Source organism: Zoogloea sp. 1C4, from assembly GCF_009469605.1.
GTDB classification, from domain to species: Bacteria; Pseudomonadota; Gammaproteobacteria; order Burkholderiales; family Rhodocyclaceae; genus Zoogloea; species Zoogloea oryzae.
Window position 1 is genome coordinate 35,268 of sequence record NZ_SSXU01000022.1, and the last position, 21,076, is coordinate 56,343.

15 protein-coding genes and 1 riboswitch are annotated in these 21,076 nt (G+C 70.5%); of the genes, 6 read left to right on the forward strand and 9 right to left on the reverse strand.

Translation table 11 applies throughout. The features are described from left to right. Positions 1 to 23: 23 nt before the first annotated feature. The 9 genes from GH681_RS19225 to GH681_RS19265 all read right to left on the reverse strand — a co-directional run bounded on the left by GH681_RS19225 (position 24) and on the right by GH681_RS19265 (position 10,581). A complete protein-coding gene (locus GH681_RS19225; protein WP_153163163.1) occupies positions 24 to 1,415 on the reverse strand; it encodes a sensor histidine kinase in 1,392 nt (463 codons plus the stop codon). Beyond that, complete coding sequence (locus GH681_RS19230; RefSeq protein ID WP_153163164.1) at positions 1,396 to 2,082, reverse strand: response regulator transcription factor; 687 nt, start codon at positions 2,080 to 2,082, stop codon at positions 1,396 to 1,398. The genes GH681_RS19225 and GH681_RS19230 overlap by 20 nt, the downstream gene beginning before the upstream one ends. A 42-nt stretch (positions 2,083 to 2,124) precedes the next feature. Next, entirely contained in the window at positions 2,125 to 5,229 is a 3,105-nt protein-coding gene (locus GH681_RS19235; protein WP_153163165.1) for an efflux RND transporter permease subunit, read from the reverse strand. Positions 5,230 to 5,241: 12 nt separating this feature from the next. Then, positions 5,242 to 6,393: an efflux RND transporter periplasmic adaptor subunit gene (locus tag GH681_RS19240; RefSeq protein WP_153163166.1), complete on the reverse strand. Its 1,152-nt coding sequence runs from the start codon at positions 6,391 to 6,393 to the stop codon at positions 5,242 to 5,244. Beyond that, a complete protein-coding gene (locus GH681_RS19245; RefSeq protein WP_194271282.1) occupies positions 6,390 to 7,640 on the reverse strand; it encodes a TolC family protein in 1,251 nt (416 codons plus the stop codon). The genes GH681_RS19240 and GH681_RS19245 overlap by 4 nt, the downstream gene beginning before the upstream one ends. 100 nt (positions 7,641 to 7,740) lie before the next feature. Then, positions 7,741 to 8,370, reverse strand: a complete 630-nt coding sequence (locus GH681_RS19250) for a hypothetical protein (protein ID WP_153163168.1) — start codon at positions 8,368 to 8,370, stop codon at positions 7,741 to 7,743. 5 nt (positions 8,371 to 8,375) lie between these two features. Then, positions 8,376 to 8,915: an ATP/GTP-binding protein gene (locus tag GH681_RS19255; protein WP_153163169.1), complete on the reverse strand. Its 540-nt coding sequence runs from the start codon at positions 8,913 to 8,915 to the stop codon at positions 8,376 to 8,378. Positions 8,916 to 8,926: 11 nt separating this feature from the next. Then, the gene (locus GH681_RS19260; protein ID WP_153163170.1) at positions 8,927 to 10,162 is read right to left on the reverse strand and encodes a hypothetical protein; all 1,236 of its coding nucleotides are present in this window, start codon (positions 10,160 to 10,162) and stop codon (positions 8,927 to 8,929) included. A gap of 20 nt (positions 10,163 to 10,182) precedes the next feature. Then, a complete protein-coding gene (locus GH681_RS19265) occupies positions 10,183 to 10,581 on the reverse strand; it encodes a hypothetical protein (protein WP_153163171.1) in 399 nt (132 codons plus the stop codon). A 303-nt stretch (positions 10,582 to 10,884) separates the two neighbouring features. Continuing rightward, positions 10,885 to 11,102: riboswitch (cobalamin riboswitch) on the forward strand. Between the two features lie 150 nt (positions 11,103 to 11,252). On the opposite strand from GH681_RS19265, the gene GH681_RS19270 reads away from it, so the two are divergent. The 6 genes from GH681_RS19270 (at position 11,253) to groL (ending at position 20,694) form a co-directional block, all read left to right on the forward strand. Continuing rightward, positions 11,253 to 15,638 (forward strand): cobaltochelatase subunit CobN, encoded by a 4,386-nt coding sequence (locus tag GH681_RS19270; RefSeq protein WP_153163172.1) that lies wholly within the window; start codon positions 11,253 to 11,255, stop codon positions 15,636 to 15,638. Beyond that, positions 15,635 to 16,072, forward strand: a complete 438-nt coding sequence (locus GH681_RS19275; protein ID WP_153163173.1) for a MotA/TolQ/ExbB proton channel family protein — start codon at positions 15,635 to 15,637, stop codon at positions 16,070 to 16,072. The genes GH681_RS19270 and GH681_RS19275 overlap by 4 nt, the downstream gene beginning before the upstream one ends. Next, complete coding sequence (locus GH681_RS19280) at positions 16,069 to 16,401, forward strand: hypothetical protein (protein WP_153163174.1); 333 nt, start codon at positions 16,069 to 16,071, stop codon at positions 16,399 to 16,401. The genes GH681_RS19275 and GH681_RS19280 overlap by 4 nt, the downstream gene beginning before the upstream one ends. Positions 16,402 to 16,422: 21 nt before the next feature. Continuing rightward, complete coding sequence (locus GH681_RS19285; protein WP_153163175.1) at positions 16,423 to 18,516, forward strand: TonB-dependent receptor; 2,094 nt, start codon at positions 16,423 to 16,425, stop codon at positions 18,514 to 18,516. Between the two features lie 183 nt (positions 18,517 to 18,699). Further along, positions 18,700 to 18,990, forward strand: a complete 291-nt coding sequence (locus GH681_RS19290) for a co-chaperone GroES (protein WP_153163176.1) — start codon at positions 18,700 to 18,702, stop codon at positions 18,988 to 18,990. Between the two features lie 54 nt (positions 18,991 to 19,044). Next, positions 19,045 to 20,694 (forward strand): chaperonin GroEL, encoded by a 1,650-nt coding sequence (groL, locus tag GH681_RS19295; RefSeq protein ID WP_153163177.1) that lies wholly within the window; start codon positions 19,045 to 19,047, stop codon positions 20,692 to 20,694. The last annotated feature ends 382 nt before the right edge of the window (positions 20,695 to 21,076 follow it).

The following is a 21,076-nucleotide window of genomic DNA, read 5'->3' on the forward strand; positions in this document are numbered from 1 at the left end:
CCGGGGATGCCGATGGTAGCGCGTTATGCGGGTTCTTCGTCGGGGGTGTCGATCAAGGCCGGCAGGCTTACCCGCAGCAGCACGCCGCGCCCGTCCGGGGTGTCGAGGATGTCCACTTCGCCGCCGGCGCCGCGGGCGATCTCGCGGACGATGGCGAGGCCCAGGCCGCTGCCCGGGTGGCTGGCGGCGGGAAGGCGGAAGAAGCGCTCGAAGACCTGCTGGCGGGCGGCGGCGGGGATGCCGGGGCCGGTGTCTTCCACCTCGACGAGGCTGTGGCTGCCCTCGGTGCGGCAGCGGATGGTCACCTCGCCGGGCGCCGGGGTGTAGTTGAGGGCGTTGGCGACCAGGTTGGCGATCATCTCGCCCAGCAGCAGGCGGTCGCCGTTGACGCGGGCGGCCTGTAGCTCGAAACCCAGGTCGAGGTCGCGTGCTTCGGCGAGGCGGATCCATTCGGGGCTGCGGTCGCGGATCAGTTCGGGCAGGTCGACGGTGGCGGCGAGGCTGGTGTGGCGGCCGCCGGGCTCGGCGGAGAGCAGCACCAGCATCTGGTTGATGAGGTGGCCGAGGCGTTCGATGGCGCCCACGCAGTGACGGGTGCGGGCGTCGCGCTCGGTGGCGTCGGGCTCGCGCTGGAGGAGCTCGAGCTGGGTGCGGATGCCGGCCAGCGGCGTGCGCAGCTGGTGGGCGGCGTTGGCCACGAAGCGCTGCTGGGCTTCGGCGGCCTGCTCCAGCCGGTCGAGCACCTGGTTGAATTCGGTGACGAGGGGGCGGATCTCGATGGGCGCGGCGCCCTCGTCGAGGGGCTGCAGGGCCCGGTGTTCCATGCCGTGCAGCGCGCGGCGGATGCCCTCGACCGGCAGCAGGGCGTGATGCACGCCGAACCAGATGGTGATGCCGGTGGCCACCGCGAAGAACATCAGCGGCAGCAGCAGGGCGACGGCCAGATCGAGCTTGAGCTGGTCGCGTTTTCGGGTGGTTTCGGCGGTGACGAAGATGAAGGGTTCGTCGGCGATGGTGCGGTGGATGGCAGTGACGCGCACCCGGTGGCCGCGGAAGTGGGAGTCGAAGCTGGTCCGCTCGCCGCGCACCTCGTCATCGGGGCCGGCCTCGTGGGGCAGGCCGGCGTCGCCGGCGATGAAGCGGTCGTTGGGGCCGAGGATCAGGTAGTAGATGTCGTCCACCCGGTCGGTGCGCAGCACCTGCTCGGCGGCGGGCGGAAAGACGAAGCGGGGCTCGCCGTCCACCACCTCGAGGTGGGGCACCAGCGCCAGGCTGGCGTCGGCCAGGGCCTGGTCGAGGGCCTCCATGGCCGGCTGGTGGACCAGGTGGTAGGCCAGCGGCAGGAACGTGATGATGGCCAGGGCTGCCGGCAGCAGCAGCCACAGCAGCAGGGATTTACGCAGGCTTCGCGTCATGGGGCAGATCTTCGAGCATGTAGCCCAGGCCGCGTACGGTGCGAATGCGGATGCCGGCGGGCTCGAGCTTGGCCCGCAGGCGCGAGACGTACACCTCGACGGCGTTCTCGCTCATGTCCTTGTCCCAGCTGCACACGGCGGCGACGATGCGTTCCTTGCTCAGCACCCGCTCCAGGTTGTCGAGGAGGAACTGGAGGATCGCCCATTCGCGCTGGGGCAGCTCCAGGGGCTGGCCGGAGAGCCACGCCCGGTGGGCTTCCTCGTCCAGCACCAGGGGGCCGAACTCGCGGCGCTGGCCGCTCTGGCCGCGGCTGCGGCGCACCAGCGCATTGACCCGGGCGAGGAGTTCGACGGCCGCGAAGGGCTTGGTGAGGTAGTCGTCGGCGCCCAGGTTGAGGCCGCGCACCCGCTCGTTCAGGGCGTCGCGGGCGGTGAGCATCAGCACGTGGATCGGGTTGTGGCGGGCCCGCAGGCGCGACAGCAGCTCCAGCCCGTCCATGCCGGGCAAGCCGATGTCGAGCACCATCAGGTCGAACTTCTCGGCGGCGACGGCGGCCTCGGCCAGCTCGGCGCTGCCGACGAAGTCGGCGGTGAAGCCGGCCCCGCGCAGCAGCTGGGCCACGCCATCGGCAAGCAGGGGGTCGTCTTCGACGATGAGGATGCGCATGGGCGGTTGGGCCTGGGCGGTTGGGTTGAGGGGGACGCTAGCTTAAACGTCTTCCTTCTTCACCCGCTCCTTGGCGCCGCCGTAGGACAGCAGGACCGGCAGCAGGAGCAGGGTGAAGATGGTCGCGCTGACGATGCCGCCGACGATCACGACGGCGAAGGGGCGCTGGGTTTCGGAGCCGATGCCGTGGGACAGGGCGGCGGGCAGCAGGCCCAGGCCGGCCATCAGGGCGGTCATCACGATGGGGCGCAGGCGCAGCATGGCGCCGTCGAGGATGGCCTCCGAACGCGTCGCGCCGCGGCGGGCGATCTCGATGACCTGCTCGACCATGATCACGCCATTCTGCACCGAGATGCCGGCCACCGCGATGAAGCCCACCGCCGCCGACACCGACAGGTGCAGCCCGGCCAGCCCCAGCCCGGCGAAGCCGCCGATCAGGGTGAAGGGCACCATCGAGAGTACCAGCAGGGCCGGGCGGATGTCGCGGAAGGCCCAGAACAGCAGCGAGAAGATCAGCCCGAGGGTGATCGGCACGATCAGCTTGAGGCGGGCCATGGCGCGCTGCTGGTTCTCGAACTGGCCGCCCCAGGTGATGGTGTAGCCGGCCGGCAGGCTGACCTCGGCGGCGACCTTTTTCTGGGCTTCGGCGACGAAGCTGCCCTGGTCGCGGCCGCGCAGGTTGGCCTTGACGATCACGTTGCGGCTGCCAGCCTCGCGCTGGATGCGCGAGGCGCCCTGGCGCAGCTCCACGTCGGCCAGGTCGCCCAGCGGGATGCTGCCATGCCCGTCGGGCAGGGCCACCGGCAGGTTGGCGATGTCGTCCACCTGGTCGCGGAACTGGGGGCCGAAGCGCAGGGTGACGTCGTAGCGGCGCTCGCCCTCGTAGAAGGCATTGACCGCGCTGCCGCCGAGGGCGGTCTGGATCATCGCGTTCACGTCGGTGACGTTGATGTCGTAGCGGGCCAGGGCTTCGCGGCGCAGGCGGATGTCCACCTCGCTCTGGCCGCCCACCGGGAGCGCGGCCACGTCGGCCGAGCCTTCGATGCGGTTGAGGACGCCGGCGATCTGGCGGCCCTTGGCTTCGAGCACCTCCAGGTTGGGGCCGAAGACCTTCACCGCGATCTCGCCCTTGGCGCCGGAGAGGGATTCCTCCACGCTGTCCTGGATCACCTGGGAGAAGTTGGTGGGCAGGCCGGGGATGGCCTCCAGGCGGCCCGACATGCTGTCCACCAGCGCGTCCTTGGTGGCGAAGCGCCATTCGCTGCGGGGCTTGAGGTCCACCAGGATCTCGATGTTGTTGGGGCCCTTGGGGTCGGTGCCGTCGTCGGGGCGGCCCACATGGGTGATGACCGCCTTCACCTCGGGGTAGGTGGACAGCACCGCGCGCACCTTGCGCTCCACGTCCTTGGTGTTGGTGAGGCCCGACGACTGGGGCAGGCTGATGGTGAGCCAGATGTTGCCTTCGTCGAGCTTGGGCAGGAACTCGGAGCCCAGCAGCGGGGCGATGCCCATGGCGGCGGCCAGGCACAGCAGCGAACCGGCGATCACCGCCCGGCGACGGGCCTGGAGCTTGACCAGCAGATCCCGGTAGCGCGCCTGGAGGCGGTGCAGCCAGGGGCTTTCCTTCTCTGCCATGTCCTCCTTGTTGAGGGCGTAGGAGAGCAGCGTGGGCACCAGGGTGAGGGTCAGGATCAGGCCGCCGAGCAGGGCGAAGGAGAGGGTCAGCGCCACCGGGGTGAAGATCCGCCCTTCCATGCGCTGGAAGGTGAAGATCGGCAGGAAGGCGACGATGATGATGGCCTTCGAGAACATGATCGGCGAACCCAGCTCGACGCAGGTCTGCTTGAGGGCGTGGATGCGCCGCCCTACCGGCGAGATGATCCCGTGGTGTTCGGAGTTGGCGTCCACCGCCAGACGCACCATCAGCGCCTCGACCATCACCACCGCGCTGTCGATGATGACGCCGAAGTCCACCGCGCCCAGGGAGATCAGGTTGGCCGACACGCCCATGGCGTGCATCAGGATGAAGGCGAACAGCAGCGACAGGGGAATCACCGCGGCGACGATGATCGCCGCCCGCAGGTTGCGCAGGAAGGCCAGCAGGATGGCGGTGACGAGCACCGCGCCGACCAGCAGGTTCTCGGCCACGGTGGCCACGGTGTGGCCGATGAGTTCGGTGCGCTGGTAGATCGGGCGCAGGTGGAAGCCTTCGGGCAGGCGGGCATTGACCTCGTCCACCTTGAGCTTGAGGGCTTCGACGATCTTGGCGGCGTTGCCGCCCTTGGTCATCTGGACGATGCCCTCGATCACATCGTCCCGGTCGTTGAAGGCCACGATGCCCGAGCGGGGGCGGAAACCCGCCACCACTTCGGCCACGTCGGAGATGCGCACCGGCTTGCCTTCGCGGGCTACCACCACCACGTCGCGCACGTCGTCGAGGCTCTGGAACAGGCCGAGGGTGCGCACCACCAGGGCTTCGTCGCCGCGGGGGAGCAGGCCGCCGCTGCCGTTGGCGCTGGCCGCGTTGAGGGCCTGGGTGACATCGCCCAGGCTCAGCGCGTACTTGCGCAGGAGCTCGGGGTCGATGCGCACCTGCACCTCGCGGATCGCGCCGCCGAAGCTCACCACGTCGGCGACGCCCGGCACCATGCGCAGGGCCGGGCGCACCGTCCAGTCCTGCACCGCGCGGATCTCTTCCCGGTCGGCGGTGGGCGGGGCGTCGAGCACGTAGCGGTAGATCTCGCCGACGGCGGTGGTCAGCGGCGCCAGCACCGGCTGGGAGCCGGGTGGCAGCGAGACGTTCTGCAGGCGTTCGAGCACCTGCTGGCGGGCGAAGTAGTCGGCGGTCTTTTCGTTGAAGGTGAGGGTGACCACCGACAGGCCGGTGATCGACACCGAGCGCAGCTGGGTCATGCCCGGCACGCCGCTCATCTCGCGCTCGATGGGCAGGGAGATGGTGCGCTCGACCTCCTCGGGGGCGATCCCGATGGCCTGGGTGACGACCTGGACCTGCACGTCCTGCACGTCCGGGAAGGCTTCGATGGAGATCTGGTTGACGGCGTACAGGCCGTAGCCGAGCAGCACCGCGGCGGCGATGAGGATGAAGGCCCGCTGGCGCAGGGCGAGGGTGATGAGGGTGTCGAACATGGCGGCGGCCCGTCAGCGGGAACTGCTGGCCAGTTCGGCGTTGAGGAGCAGGGCCCCGACGCTGACCACCTTGTCGCCGCCCTTCACGCCGCTCCACACGTAGGCGTAGCTGCGGGTCTGCACCGCCAGGGTGACCTCGCGCTTTTCAAACACGCCCGCTTCGCGCTCGACGAAGACGTAGTTCTTCACCCCTTCGACGAGCAGCGCGCCGGTGGGGATCTTGGGGAGTTCTTCCTTGGCGTCGGCGAGGATGCCGACCTTGGCGTACATCTCGGGCTTGAGCAGGCCCTCCCGGTTGTCCACCGCAACGCGGGCCTGGATGCGGCGGGTCTGGGGGTCGAGGGTGGGGGCCACGTGCACCACCTTGCCGGTGAAGCTGCGCTGGGGATAGGCGGAGACTTCCACCTGGGCCGACTTGCCGACGGTGACGATGGGCAGGTCGCGCTCGGGCACATCCACCAGCACCGACAGGCGGCTCATGTCGGTGACGACGAAGAGCGGCTCGGGGGTGTCGGGGCGCACTTCCATCGCCGGGTTGATCTTGCGGGTGGCCACCACGCCGCTGATCGGCGCACGCAGCTGGTAGCGCTGGCCGCCGGACGCGGTGGTGCCGCCGGGGTTGAGGTTGGCGAGGCGCAGCCGGGCGCGCTCCACTTCGGCCTGGGACTGCTGGGCCTCGGCCTGGGCGGCTTCCAGGTCGCGGCGGGGGATCACCTCGGCCTGGAACAGGCTGCGGGCGCGTTCGAGGGCGGATTTCTTCTGCTGGGCGTCGGCCTGGGCCTTGGCCAGATCGGCGGCGGCGGTGCCCAGTTCGGGGGCGTCCAGCACGGCCAGCACGGTGCCGGCCTTCACGGTGTCGCCGATGTTGGCGTGGATCTCGACGACCCGGCCGGCGATCGGGGCGACCAGCCGGGCGGTGGCGTTCTCGTCGTAGCTGATGCGGGCGGCCAGGGGCTCGTCCATCGGCACCGGGGCGAGGGCTGCGCGCTCGGTCTTGATCTGGGCAAGCTGGGGCGCGGCGGTGGGGAAGCGCAGCACGCCGGGCTCGGCGGAAGGGCGCTGGATGGCCGGCTCGTCGGGTTTGGCGGGGGCGCTCGGGCGCAGGTACCAGGCGCCGGCGGCGATGGCGGCCACGAGGGCGATGATGATCGGGGTGCGTTTCATGGGGTGGCTCCGGCCAGACGCAGCATCAGGGCGGCGCGGGCGACATCGGCCCGGGCCTGGACGGCTTCGATGCGCGCGGCGCGCAGGTTGCGCTGGGTGTCGAGGTAATCGGTGAGGCTCATGCCGCCTTTCTGGATGGCGACGTCGGCACCGCGGCCGGCGCGCTCGGCGGCGGGCAGTACCACATCGCGCAGGCGGGCGTGGCGGCTGCGGGCGGCGGCCAGTTCGGCCTGCAGGCGGGCCTGTTCGCTGGCAACCGACTGGCGGGTGGCGTCGAGCTGCTGTTCGGCGGCGGTGAAGTCGGCTTCGCTCCGGGCGATGTCGCCCCGGTAGTCGTAGCCGAGGAACAGCGGAACAGAGATGCTGACGCCGTAGGTGTTGCGGCCGTCGGGCGGGTAGTGCTCGTACTGCACGCCGACGGAGACGTCGCGGGTGCGCTGGGCGCGGGCGAGTTCGCGCAGGGCGCTGGCCTGGGCCACGCGCTGGCGGGCGGCGAGGATGTCCACGCGTTCGGCGTCGGTGGGCGACAGGGCCACGGCCTCGTCGCCGGGCCAGTCGTCGGTGGTCTGCAGCGTGCCCGCCGGCACGCGGTTGCCGAGCAGGCGGGCCAGGGCGATGCGCGCGCGGGACAGGGCGAGCTCGGCCTGCACGGCGTCGTTGGCGACGCGGGCGGCGTCGGCGGCAAAGCGGGCCACGTCCACCCCGGCCAGGTCGCCGGCCTTGCCGCGCAGTTCGGCGGCGTCGGCGGCGCGGCGGGCGAGGGCGGCGTTTTCGTCGGCGATGCGGCGCACCTCGCGGGCGGCGCGCAGGTCGACCCAGGCGCTGGCCAATTCGATGCGGGCGAGGCGGATGGTGTTGTCGAGATCGAGGCCGGTGGCAGCGAGGTTGCGGTCGGCAGCGGCCAGGCGCAGGTCGCGCTTGTCGCCCCGTTCGATCATCTGATCGACCCGCAGCACGTTGTCCACCGGGCGATCCCAGTAGCCGCCGTTGCCGCTGCGGGTCGGGTTGATGCTGGTGACCGAGGCGGTGACGATGGGGTTGGGCCGGGCCCCGGCGATGTCGATGCCGGCGCGGGCCCCGGCCACGGTGGCGCGGGCCTGGAGGATGGTCGGGTTGGCGTCGAGCAGGCGCTTTTCGGCGTCCTGCAGGCTGAGGGGCGGGGTGTCGGCGGTCTGGGCCTGGCTGATGGCCGGCAGCAGCAGCGCGGCGCTCAGCAGGTGCCGGGTGAGGCGGCGAAGGGGCAGCAAGGGACGCATTCCATCGGGCTGTGAGATCCAGATGTGCAGTCTAGGAGCGGAGTCTGTCCGTCACCTGACTACTTCCTTGCGCCGAGCTTGCGTTGCAGTGTCAGCTGGTTACGGTGCTGTCGGCCGTGGCGGGGAGCACGCTGGCGAGGGGGCCGTAGCGTTGATGGAGCAGCCAGACCAGATCCACCAGCGGGGGCTGGTTGAGGTGGGGCACGCCGGCCAGGATGAGCACGAAACGGTGGCTGCCCACGTAGAGCGGCCAGAAGCCGATCTGGCTGTGACCGGCGGCGTCGGGGATCGACCAGGCGCTGCCATAGAGGCGCAGATCCTGGTTGATGACCCGCTGGTGGCGGCTGTGCAGGCTGGCCAGATCGGCCGACAGGGCGGCCAGGGCTTCGGCCTGCGGGGTGGTGAAACCGGTGCTGGCGAGGTGGAAGCCGTGGGCGTCGGCCAGCAGCGCGCTGCGGCTGCCGGCGAGGGGCGGGAGCAGGCTTTGCAGGGCGGCTTCGATGGTGTCGCGGGGGGCGCAGCGGGGAGCGTCGAGGTACTGGATCCAGCCCGCGGTGGCGAGCCGGCGCACAAAGCCGTCGTCCTCGTCGTGCCACGCCGGGCTGGCCGGCTGGGCGAAGAGCAGGCGGATGAAGCCGCGCAGGCGGTTTTCGGCCTGGGCGGCGGCCGCAAAGTAGGCGCCGGCCGGGGTGGGGAGCAGGAAGCGGCAGGGCGCGTCCATGGGGATCAGGCGCTGGCCACCGGGTCGATGACGCTCAGCACGGCTTCGATCAGCAGGCACACGTCGCGGCGGGCGCGGGCGTCCACCTCGAACACCGGCACGCAGCCAAAGCCGGCCCGGTCGAGCTCCTGCTGGTAGTCGGACAGGCTGGGGGCGGCGGCGAGATCCACGTGGGTGACGCCGATGGCCACGGCCGTCTTGCGGATGAAGCCGCTGAAGGCACCCAGGTAGAAGCGCAGCTCCTTGAGCGGGTCGCCGCGGGAGTTGTCGATCAGCAGGATCAGCGCGATGCCGCCTTCGGTGAGGATCTCCCACATGAAGTCGAAGCGCTGCTGGCCCGGCGTGCCGTAGAGGTGGATGGTGCTGCCGTCGGCCAGCTTCATCGCGCCGTAGTCCATCGCCACGGTGGTGTTGGGCTTGAGCTCGCGGACTTCGTCGGAGGCGGCAGCGTCGGTGCGCACCGGCGGGATGTCGCTGGCGGCGGTGACGGCGGTGGTCTTGCCGGCGCCGACGGGGCCGGCAAAGATGATCTTGTAGTGGCTCATCAGCGCAGGCCTCAGCCAGCTGCGGCTTCTCCGAGGCGGGCGCCCAGCAGCTTGCCAAGGATGCGCTTGAACAGGCCGCGCATCGGCGGCGCGGCTTCGGCCGGGCCGGCGACGACCTGCCGGCTGACGATGCGGGCGGCGGCGAGGGCAGCCGGATTGGCGGCCAGCTCGACCAGACCGAGGGCGTGGCAGGCGCTGTAGAAGGCGAACACGTAGCGCTGCGGGATGCCCAGCATGCTCACGGTGTCACGCAGGTTGTAGCCGCCCCGCGACCACAGGCCGGCGATGCGCATGGCTTCGGGCGGCACGGCGAGGCGGGTGAGGTTGGGCCAGCTGTGCAGGCGCACCGGGTGATCCAGGCTGGTGCCCCGGGGCAGGCGCCCGCGGGAGGCCCACAGGGCCACGTCCCATTCGAGGGCTTCGAGGGGGCGGCTTTCGAGCGTGTCCATGCGCACGGCGTCGCCGGGCTCGACGCGGCTCATCTTCACCGTGCCGCGGGTGGGCAGCTGGGCCAGGGCGCGCAGGGCGTTGGTGCTGCGGGCCTGAAGCGCCTTGCCGCTCTGCGGGTCGAGGTAGAGGGCGGTGCCGCTGGCGTCGTCGATGCGCATCGGGCGGTGGATTTCCCGGGCGTGGGCGACGGCGCGGGTGATCTCGCCCTGCAGGAACTGGTCCGGGGTGTAATAGATGGCGTTGCGGGCGATCAGGTCGTCGAGATCCACATCGGGCATCGAGCCCACATAGAAGGTGGACAGGCGCTCTTCGAGCTGGCGCAGCAGGGCTACCGGATCGGCGTTGGCGAGGCGCGGCTCGGTGCGGTTGAAGAGCATCTCGACGGGCATTTCGTCGGGGATGCTGTCGGCGTCTTCGAGGGATCCCGTGTCGGCGGCCGCCAGCGGCGCTTCGACGACCGGCGCAGGCGGCAGCAGGCGGCGGGCCTGTTCGAGGGCGGCCGAGAAGGCGGCGAGGCCCACCGGCTTGGTGACCGGGATGGTCAGCGGATCGTTGTCCAGCGGCGCCTTCTGGGTGCTGACGATCAGCGGGCGGCCCGGGTAGAGCAGGCGGTGACCTTCGAGGAGGTAGCGGCCCAGGTCGTTGTCGATGTCGATGAAGGCCACGTCGGCGGCGGTTTCATCGGTGATCTGACAGGCACGGGAGTCCACGCGCGAGAGGAATATCTCGAAGGCGTACAGCGAGCGGCTGTCCATGCCGGTGTGGCAGAGGCGGAGCGTAGGCTGGGCGGTCATCATGGTGTTTCTCCCGAAGGCGGTCAGAGGGCCGGGGTGGTCATGCCGACCAGGCCGCGCGTCAATACCGAGCGGCTGGCCGGGGGTTGTACGTTTTCGTCGGCGCGCACGCCGCTGGCGAGGTGGCTGGCGAGGAAGCGGCGCTGGGGCGGGTCGAGCTGCAGGGCGGTCTGCGACAGCATCGCGGACTTCAGGCCGACGCCCCGCTCGGCCAGCACGATGAACAGATCCACCAGGGCGCCGTAGGTCGCGTCGCCGTCGCCCAGCTGCCAGGCGATCAGGATCCGCCGGGTGTGGCTGGTCAGGTCGTCCGGCTGGCGAGCCAGATGCATCTCCAGGTGCGCGAGCAGTCGTCCGGCCTCGCCCCGCAGGTGCAGTATGTTGCTGTCAGGCTGCTGGAAGGCGGGTTCGGGTCGTTCCAAGTCGGAGCCCCTGGCTGGGTGAGTGCGATCACGCCCGATGCCGTGCGTGATATGACGATCGGGCTCGATTATAGGGGGCTCGACGGCGACGAAACCGGCCGCTTTGATTACTTCTGTTATTTATACAGATTTTGACAAAGCTGCCTGTCAAATGCTGACATGCGGCCCGGATTGGGTCTTGATCCGTCCGAAATTCGAGAAAATTTACCCAGCCTTGGCCTGGCGACGCCCCGGGCGGAGGGGGCTCCGACACGGCCGCAGGTGACATCCGGCTTGCCGGACTTCCGACTTTGTCTTAACCTCGGCCTCCCTGTTCCTCCGGGTGCCCGATCCGCCTTCGCGGAAACGGCCAAACGGGAAGTCCGGTGACGTCGGCGGCAAGCCCTCCGACCATTCCGGCGCAGCCCCCGCTGCTGTAAGCCTGACGACTCCATCCACATGCCACTGGGCACCAGCCCGGGAAGGCGGATGGGGAAGGACGACGGCGAGCCAGAAGACCGGCCCGAGGACATTGTTTCTGCTGAGCCCCGGGGTGCGGGCCTGGCGAGCGAAATGTGTCCGTCCGCCGGCCAGCCCGGCGTCCGTCCTCCTGCCGGCGTGTCCCGCCGCGCGGTTTCGTTCCGTCTTTTCTCGTCCCCGTCCGGCCCGGCGATCCGGCCCATGGAGACGGGATGTCAGGACCACACTCAGGCTTTTGCCGCACCCTCGCTCGCGCCCTGCTCGCCGCGGCCCTGCTGGGCGCGCTGCCGGCGAGCGCGGCGACGCTGTTCGGTGTCGTCACCGACCGCGCCGCACCGGCCGCCGTCGAGGCTGCCCGCAAGCACCTCGCCAGCCATCCCCGCGACCGCGTCGTGCTGCGCACGCCGGCCCAGCTCCTCGCCGCCAGCGACCGCCAGCTGCGCCAGTGGCTGGATGCCGACGCGGTGCTGGCGGTGTCGGTCTTCGGCGATCCGGCCCGTCGGCTGGTCGACGCCCTGCCGGCCACCCGTGCCACCACCGTGCTGGCGATGAACGGCGAGCAGCGCCTCAACCTGCACAGCCGCGGCCCGGCCGGCGCGCTGGCGGGCTTTCCCCCCGACACCCTGCGCCAGCTCGCCGCCGAGCAGCCCCCCGCCGAAGCCCTCGACGCGGCCGCCGCCCACCCGCCCGCATCCGCGTGGCTCGCCGCCCGGCGCAGCTGGCAGGCCGGCGGGGCCGACAACCTCGCCGGCCTGTATGCCCATCTGCTCGCCGGCAAGCCACTCCCGCCGCCGTTGCCCGAACCGGCCCTGCGCCTGCGGGTGGGCGAGGTGGAGCGCACCGACGCAACCGCTTGGCAGGCCGGCCTGCTGCCCGCCGACCCGGCGTTGGCGGTGCTGGATCTCGCCAACATCGAATCGGGTACCGCCGCGGCGATCTGCGCCGAATCCCGCCGCCAGGGCCTGCCCTGCGCCGAGGTGCTGACCCGCTGGGGCGGCGCCTCGCGGGAGGCCATCGAGCGCCTGCCCGAACTCCTCGCCCCGGCCCGGCCGGCGGCGCTGGTGGTGGTGCAGGATTTCGTGGTCGGCGCCGCCGAGAACCGCGAGGCCGTCACCGAAGCCCTCAAGAGGCTGGATGTGCCGGTCATCAAGGCGATCCGCCTCACCGAGCGCACCGCCACCCAGTGGCGCCTGTCGCCGGAGGGACTGCCGGTGGATTCGGTGCAGTACCGGGTGGCGCTGCCCGAGCTGCAGGGCATCGGCCAGCCCATCGTGGTGTCGGCGGTGGGGGCGGGGCGAGTCGACCCGCTCACCGGCGTCGAGCTGCGCCGCACCGAGCCCGTCGCCGCCGAGATCACCCGCCTGGTGGCCCGCGCCACCCGCTGGCAGCAGCTTCGCGCCAAGGCCAACGCCGACAAGCGGGTGGCGATCGTCTACTACAACCACCCGCCAGGCCGGCAGAACATCGGCGCCGACAACCTGGACGTGCCCGCCTCGCTGTTCGCCATCCTCACGCGCCTGAAGGCCGAGGGCTACGACACCGGCGAACTGCCCGCGTCGCCCGAGGTGCTGCTCGACGGGATCATGGCCCGGGGCGTGAATCTGCCCGAAGACAAGGCCGCGCTGGCCGAGCTCTCCCGCGAGGTGGCCGGGATTAGCGCCGCCGACTACAAAGCGTGGTTCGCCAGCCTGCCCGAGCGGGTGCGCGGCGAGATGGTGTCCGGTCCCCTCGGCCGGCTGCACGCCGAGGTGCTGGAGGCCGAGCGGGCCGGCGAGCGCAGCCTGGGTCGCAAGCGCGTCGAGTCGGTGATGAAGGAGCTCCACCATCTGGCCGAAGGCGCGGATCACCCGCGCCGCGCCGAGGCCATCGCCGGGCTGAAGGAACTCGAAGCGGGCTACCGGGGCTGCCTCGCCGACGTACCCCTGCGCAAGTGCGAAAGCCTGTCCAACCTCGCGTGGCGGATCGTCGGCTACGGCGTCGAGGGCCTGCGCGGCTGGGGCGCTGCGCCGGGCAAGGTGATGGTGGCGGACGGCAAGTTGCTGGTGCCGGGGCTCACCTTCGGCAAGGTCTTCGTCGGGCCGCAGCCGCCGCGGGGCTGGGAGGTGGATGAAGAGCTGCTCCACGCCAACACCAGCGTGTCGCCGCCCCACCAGTACCTGGCCTTCTACCACTGGCTGCGTGACCGCTTCCGGGCCGACGCGGTGGTGCACCTGGGCCGCCATTCCACCTACGAGTTCCTGCCGGGCAAGGCGGTGAGCCTCACCGCCGACGACTACCCCAGCCTTGTCGCCGCCGATCTGCCGGGCATCTACCCCTACATCGTCGACGGGGTGGGTGAGGGCGTGCAGGCCAAGCGCCGGGGGCTGGCGGTGATCGTCGACCACCTCACCCCGCCGCTCTCGGCCACGCCGCTTTACGACAAGCTGCTGGAGCTGCGCCAGGTGGTGGAGAGCTTCGAGGCCGCCAACAGCGAGAGCCTCAAGGCCCAGGCCGCCCGCACGATGCGCGAGCAGGTGGTCGCCCTCAACCTGCGCGCCGAGCTGGAAGCCTCGATGGCCGACGTGCTGGAAGTGCGTGGCATCGGCTTCGAGGACGCCGACGACGACCTGCTCGCCCACGAGATCGGTCACTACCTCACCAAGCTGCAGGAGAAGTTCATGCCCCACGGCCTGCACGTCTTCGGGCAGGACTGGAGCGCCGAATCCCTGGCCCTGATGGCCGGCTCGATGGCCCAGGTGGCGGGCGGCTACGACGCGGCTATCGCCGCCAAGCTGGCCGCCTCGCCGCGGCTGGAGATGGAAGGCCTGCTGGCCGGGCTGGCCGGGCGCTTCGTGGCGCCGGGCAAGGGCAACGACCCGCTGCGCTCGCCCGAGGCGCTGCCCACCGGGCGCAACTTCCACGCGGTGGATGGCGACCTGCTGCCCACCCGGCTGGGCTACGCCCTCGGCGCCAGCCTTGCCGACAAGGCCACTGCCCGCCCGCGCAAGGCCGGCGCCGGTGCCGACAGCGACGCGGTGATCCTGTGGGCGTCCGACGCGGTGCGTGACGAGGGCGCGATGGTCGCCTTCTGCCTGTCGCTGCTGGGTGCCGAGCCGGTGTGGAACGCCCGTGGGATCGTCACCGACGTGCGCCTCCTGCCCGGCAAGGCAAGGCGCGACGTGATCGTCACCACCTCCGGGCTGTTCCGCGATCTCTACCCCAACCTCCTCAACCAGATCGACCGGGCCGGCCGGTTGGCGCTGGCCGCGTCGGCCGAGGTGCTCGCCGAGCAGCGCCCGGAGCTCGCCGACGCGCTGGCCGCCGCGCTGGCGCCGCTGGGCAGCGGCGTGGCGCGGGGGCGCGAGCCGCTCGCCGGCAACGTGGTGGCCAGCGCCTGGCTGGGCCGCACCGACACCCTCGCCAAGGGCGGGCTGGCGCTGGCCGACGCGGGCCGGGCGGCGGCGCTGCGCATCTTCGGCGACGCGCCAGGCGCCTACAGCGCCGGGGTCAATCGGCTGGCCGAACGCTCCGGTGCGTGGCGCGAGCGGGAGGAGCTGGGCCGCGTCTACCTCAACCGGATGGGCCACGCCTACGGGCTGGACGCTGCGGGCGACGCTACCCACGCGGCCTTCGAGACGGCGCTGGCCGGGGTCGCCCGCAGCTACCACGGCCGCGCCAGCAACCTCTATGGTCTGCTCGACAACAACGACGCCTTCGATTACCTGGGCGGCCTTTCGCTCGGCGTCGAGACGCTCACCGGCCGGCGCCCGGAAGGGCTGATCCTGCAGCACGCCGACCCGGCCCACCCGGCGGTCGAGCCGCTGGCCACCGCGCTCTTGTCGGAGCTGCGCGGCCGCTACCTCAACCCGGAATGGCTCAAGCCCCTGATGAAGCACGGCTACGCCGGCGCCCGCACGATGGGGCAGGAGTTCCTCGAGAACCTGTGGGGCTGGCAGGTGACGCGGCCGGATCTCATCAAGCAGTGGGCCTGGGACGAGGTGAAGGAGACCTGGTTCGACGACAAGCAGAAGCTCGGCCTGCCGCGCTTCCTGGCCCAGGGCCACAACGCCCACGTCAAGGCCCACATGCTGGCGATCTTCATGGTAGCGGCCGAGAAGGGCTTCTGGCAGGCCGACGCCGCGACGATCCGCCAGATGGGCGGCGAGCTGGCCCGGCTGGTGGCGAAGAACGGCCTGCCCGGCAGCGGCCACGCGGCGCCCAAGCACCCCATGTGGGACTGGCTGCGCCCGCGCATCGACACCACCGACGCCGAGGCGCTGGGCATCGCGCTGGCCCGGGCGCAGGGGGCGACGCTGCCCGCTGCCGCACCCGCAACCCCGGCGCCAGCGGCCCCCGCCCGGTCGCGGCCGGCACCGGCGCAGGTCCGCTCCACGTCGCAGGCCGAGCCCGCACCGCAGCCCGAGACGCCCGCCGAAGCGCCGCCGCAGTTCCGTCAGACCGAGCTGATCGTGCGCCCTGCACCCGCCGATCAAGCGCGCGCTTCCATTCCTCCCGCGGCGCTGGCCGTTGTGCCGCTCTTCTTCCTGCTGGGCCTCGCCTGGAGCGCCAGACGCCTGCCCCTTTCCCCAACCCGCAACCGAACCGGTGAACCCCGATGAACCCCACCCTCTCCTGGCTCCATGAAGCCGTCACCTGGCTGCTCACCCCGGCCCTCCTGGCGCTGGTCGCCGCCTGCGCCATCGCCCTTGCCGAAGCCGGCCTCGCCCTGGGCGAACGCCTGTGGGGGCTGCGCCGCCTCGCCGCGGTGGGCGACGTGCTCGCCGTCCAGCGCGTGGCCCGGCACCGGCTGGAGCGCGCCGACCTGCTCGCCCGCATCCCGCCCATGCTGGGCCTGATGGCCACCATCATCCCCCTCGGGCCGGGCCTCGCGGCGCTGGGCCAGGGCAACCCGGGCGAGCTGGCGAGCGCCGTCACCGTGGCCTTCGACGCCACCGTGCTGGGGCTGGTGGCCGGCATTGGCGGGCTGGTGGTGGGCAAGCTGCGCCGCCGCTGGTACGAGGAGCTGCTGGAAGGCATGGAGGAGGCGGAATGAAGGCCGCAAACGCCCCGCGCCGCCGCCTGCGCCTGTATTCCCGGCTCGATGCCCGCTTCGACGACCGGGACGAAGACCCCCGCGCAAGTTTGGTCAACCTTGTTGATGTAATGCTCGTGTTCGCCTGCGGGCTGCTGGCCGCCGTTGCCGCCAACACCCAGGGCGCCCTCAGCCAGCCCAAACCGGTGGACAAAGGCCGTGCCATCGAGCGCCCGGCCGACGGCGCCGGTCAGGCCGGCGCCGGCATGGACCGGGTCGGCGAGGTCTTCCGCGACCCGAAGACCGGCCAGCTGATCCTCATCGAGCCGGCCGCGCCGGCATCCCGCTAACGTTTTCCTGTGAGACTGCCCATGAAGCACCCGTTTCGTCCGCGTACGCTGGCTGCCTGCCTGGCGGCCGCGCTGCCGAGCCTCGCCGCTGCCACCGAAACCACCCTGCCCGAAGTCACCGTCGGCAGCCGCCGGGGCGATCTCGTCGGTGTCGCCGATGCGGCCTCCGAAGGCATCATTGACGCCCGCCGGCTCGCCACCCGTCCGCTGCTGCGCCCGGCCGAGGCGCTGGAGACCGTGCCCGGGCTGGTCGTCACCCAGCACTCGGGCGACGGCAAGGCCAACCAGTATTTCCTGCGGGGTTTCAACCTCGACCACGGCAGCGACTTCGCCACCTTCGTGGCCGGCATGCCCGTGAACATGCCCAGCCACGCCCACGGCCAGGGCTACATGGATCTCAACTTCCTGATCCCCGAGCTCATCGCCGGCGTCCGCTTCCGCAAGGGCGTGTATGCCGCCGAGGACGGCGATTTTGCCACCGCCGGCGCGGCGCGCATCGACTACCAGCGCCAGCTGGCGGCGCCCTTCGTGGAGATCGGCGCCGGCCAGAACGGCTACCGCCGCCTGCTCGCCGCGGGCAGCCGGCCGCTGGGTGAAATGCAATTGCTGGCGGCGTTCGAGGCCTCGGGCAACGACGGCCCGTGGGAGCAGCCCGAGAACCTCGCCCGGCGCAATGCCGTGCTGCGCCTCTCCGAAGGTTCGGCCGCCAATGGCTTTGCCGTCACCGCGATGAGCTACACGGCGCGCTGGACGGCCACCGAGCACGTGCCGGCGCGGGCCATCGACAGCGGCGAGATCGGCCGCTTCGGCGCCCTGTCGCCCAACGATGGCGGCACCACCCACCGTCACAGCCTGTCCGCCGAGTGGGCGCGGCCGGATGCCGACGGCGCCAGCCGGGCTGGTGTTTACGTGATCGACTACGGGCTCAACCTGTTCTCGGCGCCGTCCGGGTTCATCAACGGGCCGGCCGGCGACCAGCACGAGCAAGCCGACCGGCGCCTCGTGTGGGGCGGCCAGGCCAGCCGCAGCTGGTTCCTCGGCCCCGGGCTGAAGGATTCGGAGCTCACCGCCGGCCTGCAGTGGCGCCAGGACCGCATCCGCAGCGTCGGCCTGTACGCCACCGAGGATCGCCAGCGCAGCGCAACCGTGCGCCAGGACAAGATCACCGAGACCGCCGCGGCGCTGTTCGTCGAGGCCCGCACCCAGTGGCGGCCGTGGCTGCGTAGCACCCTGGGCCTGCGTCATGACGAGGTGGACGCCCGCGTCACGGCCACCGGCGGCGAGTTCAACCTCGCCAACGGCGGTAAGGCCCGCGCCGGCCAGACCAGCCCCAAGCTGGGCGTGGTGCTGGGGCCGTTCGCCTTGCCGGCGCCCACCGAGTTCTACGCCAACTGGGGGCAGGGTTTCCACAGCAACGACGCCCGCGGCGCCACCAGCAGCACCAACCCGGCCGACGGCAGCGCGATCAGCCGGGTGCCGCTGCTGGTGCGCGCCCGGGGCGCCGAGCTGGGCTTCCGCAGCACGCCGCTGCCCGGCTGGCAGACCAGCGTGTCGGTGTGGCAGATGGCGCTGGCCTCCGAGCTGGTGTTCATCGGCGACGAAGGCGTCACCGAACCCAAGGGCGCCTCGCGCCGCCACGGGCTGGAGTGGAGCAACGAGCTGGCGCTGCCCGCCGGGGTGAGTATCGACACGTCGCTGGCGCTGTCCCAGGCGCGCTTCCGTGAGGCGAATCCGGACAACGGCGGCACCCGCGTGCCCAACGCGATCCCGGTGGTGGCGTCGGTGGGCGCGGCCCTCGACCCGGGCGGGCGCTGGTTTGCCGGCGCGCGCCTGCGCTACCTGGGTGCGTATCCGCTGGAAGAAACCGGGCGCGAAAAATCCACGCCCTTCTGGATGGCCAACCTGCGGGTGGGCTATCGGCTGGCGCCCGGCAGCCAGCTCTCCCTCGACGTGCTCAACCTGTTCGACCGCAAGGCCAACGACATCGAGTACTGGGGCGGCGCCTGCACCCGCAGCGAATCGGCCAGCGGCGCCTGCGGTGGCGGGATCGACGGCCGGCTGGTGCATCCGCTGGAGCCGCGCACCCTGCGGCTGGCGCTCAGGATCGGGTTCTGAGCGGGCGGATGAAAAAAATACAAATCGCCACACTTGAAATGCGCCACACCCGACCCTATTATTAGCACTCGTCGGCGGTGAGTGCTAACAGCCTTCCGCCACCCCGATGCCAGTACCCGATTGCTGGCCAAGTTTTTTTCTGGCGGGCTCCGGCCCGGATTGAACCAAGCAGGAGATCTCTACATGAAAATCCGTCCCTTGCATGATCGCGTGATCGTCAAGCGTGTTGAAGCTGAGCGCACCACCTCCAGCGGCATCGTCATCCCCGACTCCGCCGGCGAGAAGCCCGATCAGGGCGAAGTGCTGGCTGTCGGCAACGGCAAGATCCTCGAGAGCGGCGAAGTGCGCAAGATGGATGTCAAGGTTGGCGACCGCGTCCTGTTCGGCAAGTACGCTGGCCAGACCGTCAAGGTCGATGGTCAGGAACTGCTGGTGATGCGCGAAGAAGACATCATGGGCGTGCTCGAGGCCTGAGCTTCGCCGTCCGCGTCTTTCAACCTCATTTAAAGAATTCCGGAGAAACACACAATGGCAGCTAAAGAAGTCAAGTTTGGCGATTCCGCCCGTGCCCGCATGGTCGAAGGCATCAACGTCCTGGCCGACGCGGTCAAGGTGACCCTGGGCCCGAAGGGCCGCAACGTGGTGCTCGAGCGCTCCTTCGGCGCCCCGACCGTCACCAAGGACGGCGTCTCCGTCGCCAAGGAAATCGAACTGAAGGACAAGTTCGCCAACATGGGCGCCCAGATGGTCAAGGAAGTCGCTTCCAAGACCTCCGACATCGCCGGTGACGGCACCACCACCGCCACCGTGCTGGCCCAGTCCATCGTCCGCGAAGGCATGAAGTTCGTCGCCGCCGGCATGAACCCGATGGACCTGAAGCGCGGCATCGACAAGGCCGTCGTCGCCACCCTGGAAGAGCTGCGCAAGCTCTCCAAGCCCTGCTCCACCAACAAGGAAATCGCTCAGGTCGGCTCCATCTCCGCCAACAGCGATTCCTCCATCGGCGACATCATCGCCAACGCGATGGAAAAGGTCGGCAAGGAAGGCGTCATCACCGTTGAAGACGGCAAGTCCCTGCAGAACGAACTCGACGTCGTCGAGGGCATGCAGTTCGACCGTGGCTACCTGTCCCCGTACTTCATCAACAACCCGGACAAGCAGGTTGCCGTCCTCGACAACCCGTTCGTCCTGCTCTTCGACAAGAAGATCTCCAACATCCGTGATCTGCTGCCGGTGCTCGAGCAAGTCGCCAAGGCCGGCCGTCCGCTGCTGATCATCGCCGAAGACGTCGATGGCGAAGCCCTGGCCACCCTGGTTGTTAACAACATCCGCGGCATCCTCAAGACCTGCGCCGTCAAGGCTCCGGGCTTCGGCGACCGTCGCAAGGCCATGCTGGAAGACATCGCCGTCCTGACCGGCGGCCAGGTGATCGCCGAAGAAGTCGGCCTGACCCTCGAAAAGGCCACCCTGGAAGACCTGGGCCAGGCCAAGCGCATCGAAGTGGGCAAGGAAAACACCACCCTCATCGACGGCGCCGGCGTTGCCGAGCGTATCGAAGCCCGCGTCAAGCAGATCCGCGTCCAGATCGAGGAAGCCACCTCCGACTACGACCGCGAAAAGCTGCAAGAGCGCGTGGCCAAGCTGGCCGGCGGCGTTGCCGTGATCAAGGTTGGCGCTGCCACCGAAGTCGAAATGAAGGAAAAGAAGGCCCGTGTCGAAGACGCGCTGCACGCCACCCGTGCCGCCGTTGAAGAAGGCATCGTCCCCGGCGGCGGCGTCGCCCTGCTGCGTGCCCGCGCCAACCTGGCCGGCCTCAAGGGTGACAACCACGACCAGGACGCCGGCATCAAGATCGTGCTGCGCGCCATGGAACAGCCCCTGCGTGAAATCGTCGCCAACGCTGGCGCCGAAGCTTCCGTGGTGGTGAACAAGGTCACCGAAGGCTCCGGCAACTTCGGCTACAACGCCGCTACCGATGTGTACGGCGACATGGTCGAAATGGGCGTGCTGGATCCGACCAAGGTCACCCGCACCGCGCTGCAGAACGCCGCCTCCGTGGCCGGCCTGATGCTCACCACCGACTGCATGGTTGCTGAACTGGCTGAAGACAAGCCGGCCGGCGGCATGCCCGACATGGGTGGCATGGGCGGTATGGGCGGCATGGGCATGGGCATGTAATTCGCCCCGCCCGGGCGCCTCGAATCCGGCCGGTCTCCGGCCGGAGCCGAACCCCGATCCCCGTCCTGCGGATTTTCGCAGGGCGGGGATTTGTTTTTTGGCAGCCGATCGGGCGCCTTGGGGCTGAGCCTGGTCAACGTGGGGCATCCTGCCCTGTGCTAGACTCGAACGGATTTGTATCGGAATTGGACGGCGGAAACGGCTGGAGATGTCCGCAGGAGGCGCGTGACAAACGCGTAAGCGGGCAGTGGGAGGCCCGCGGGGCGCGGGTGCTGTGCCTTGCCCGGTGCGCATGAAAAAGACGGCGGGGGAGTGGCCCGTCGGGCGGCCCAATCCCCCGAGGCTTTGTCGCAGCTTGCGCCACGCCATCACCCCCGAGACC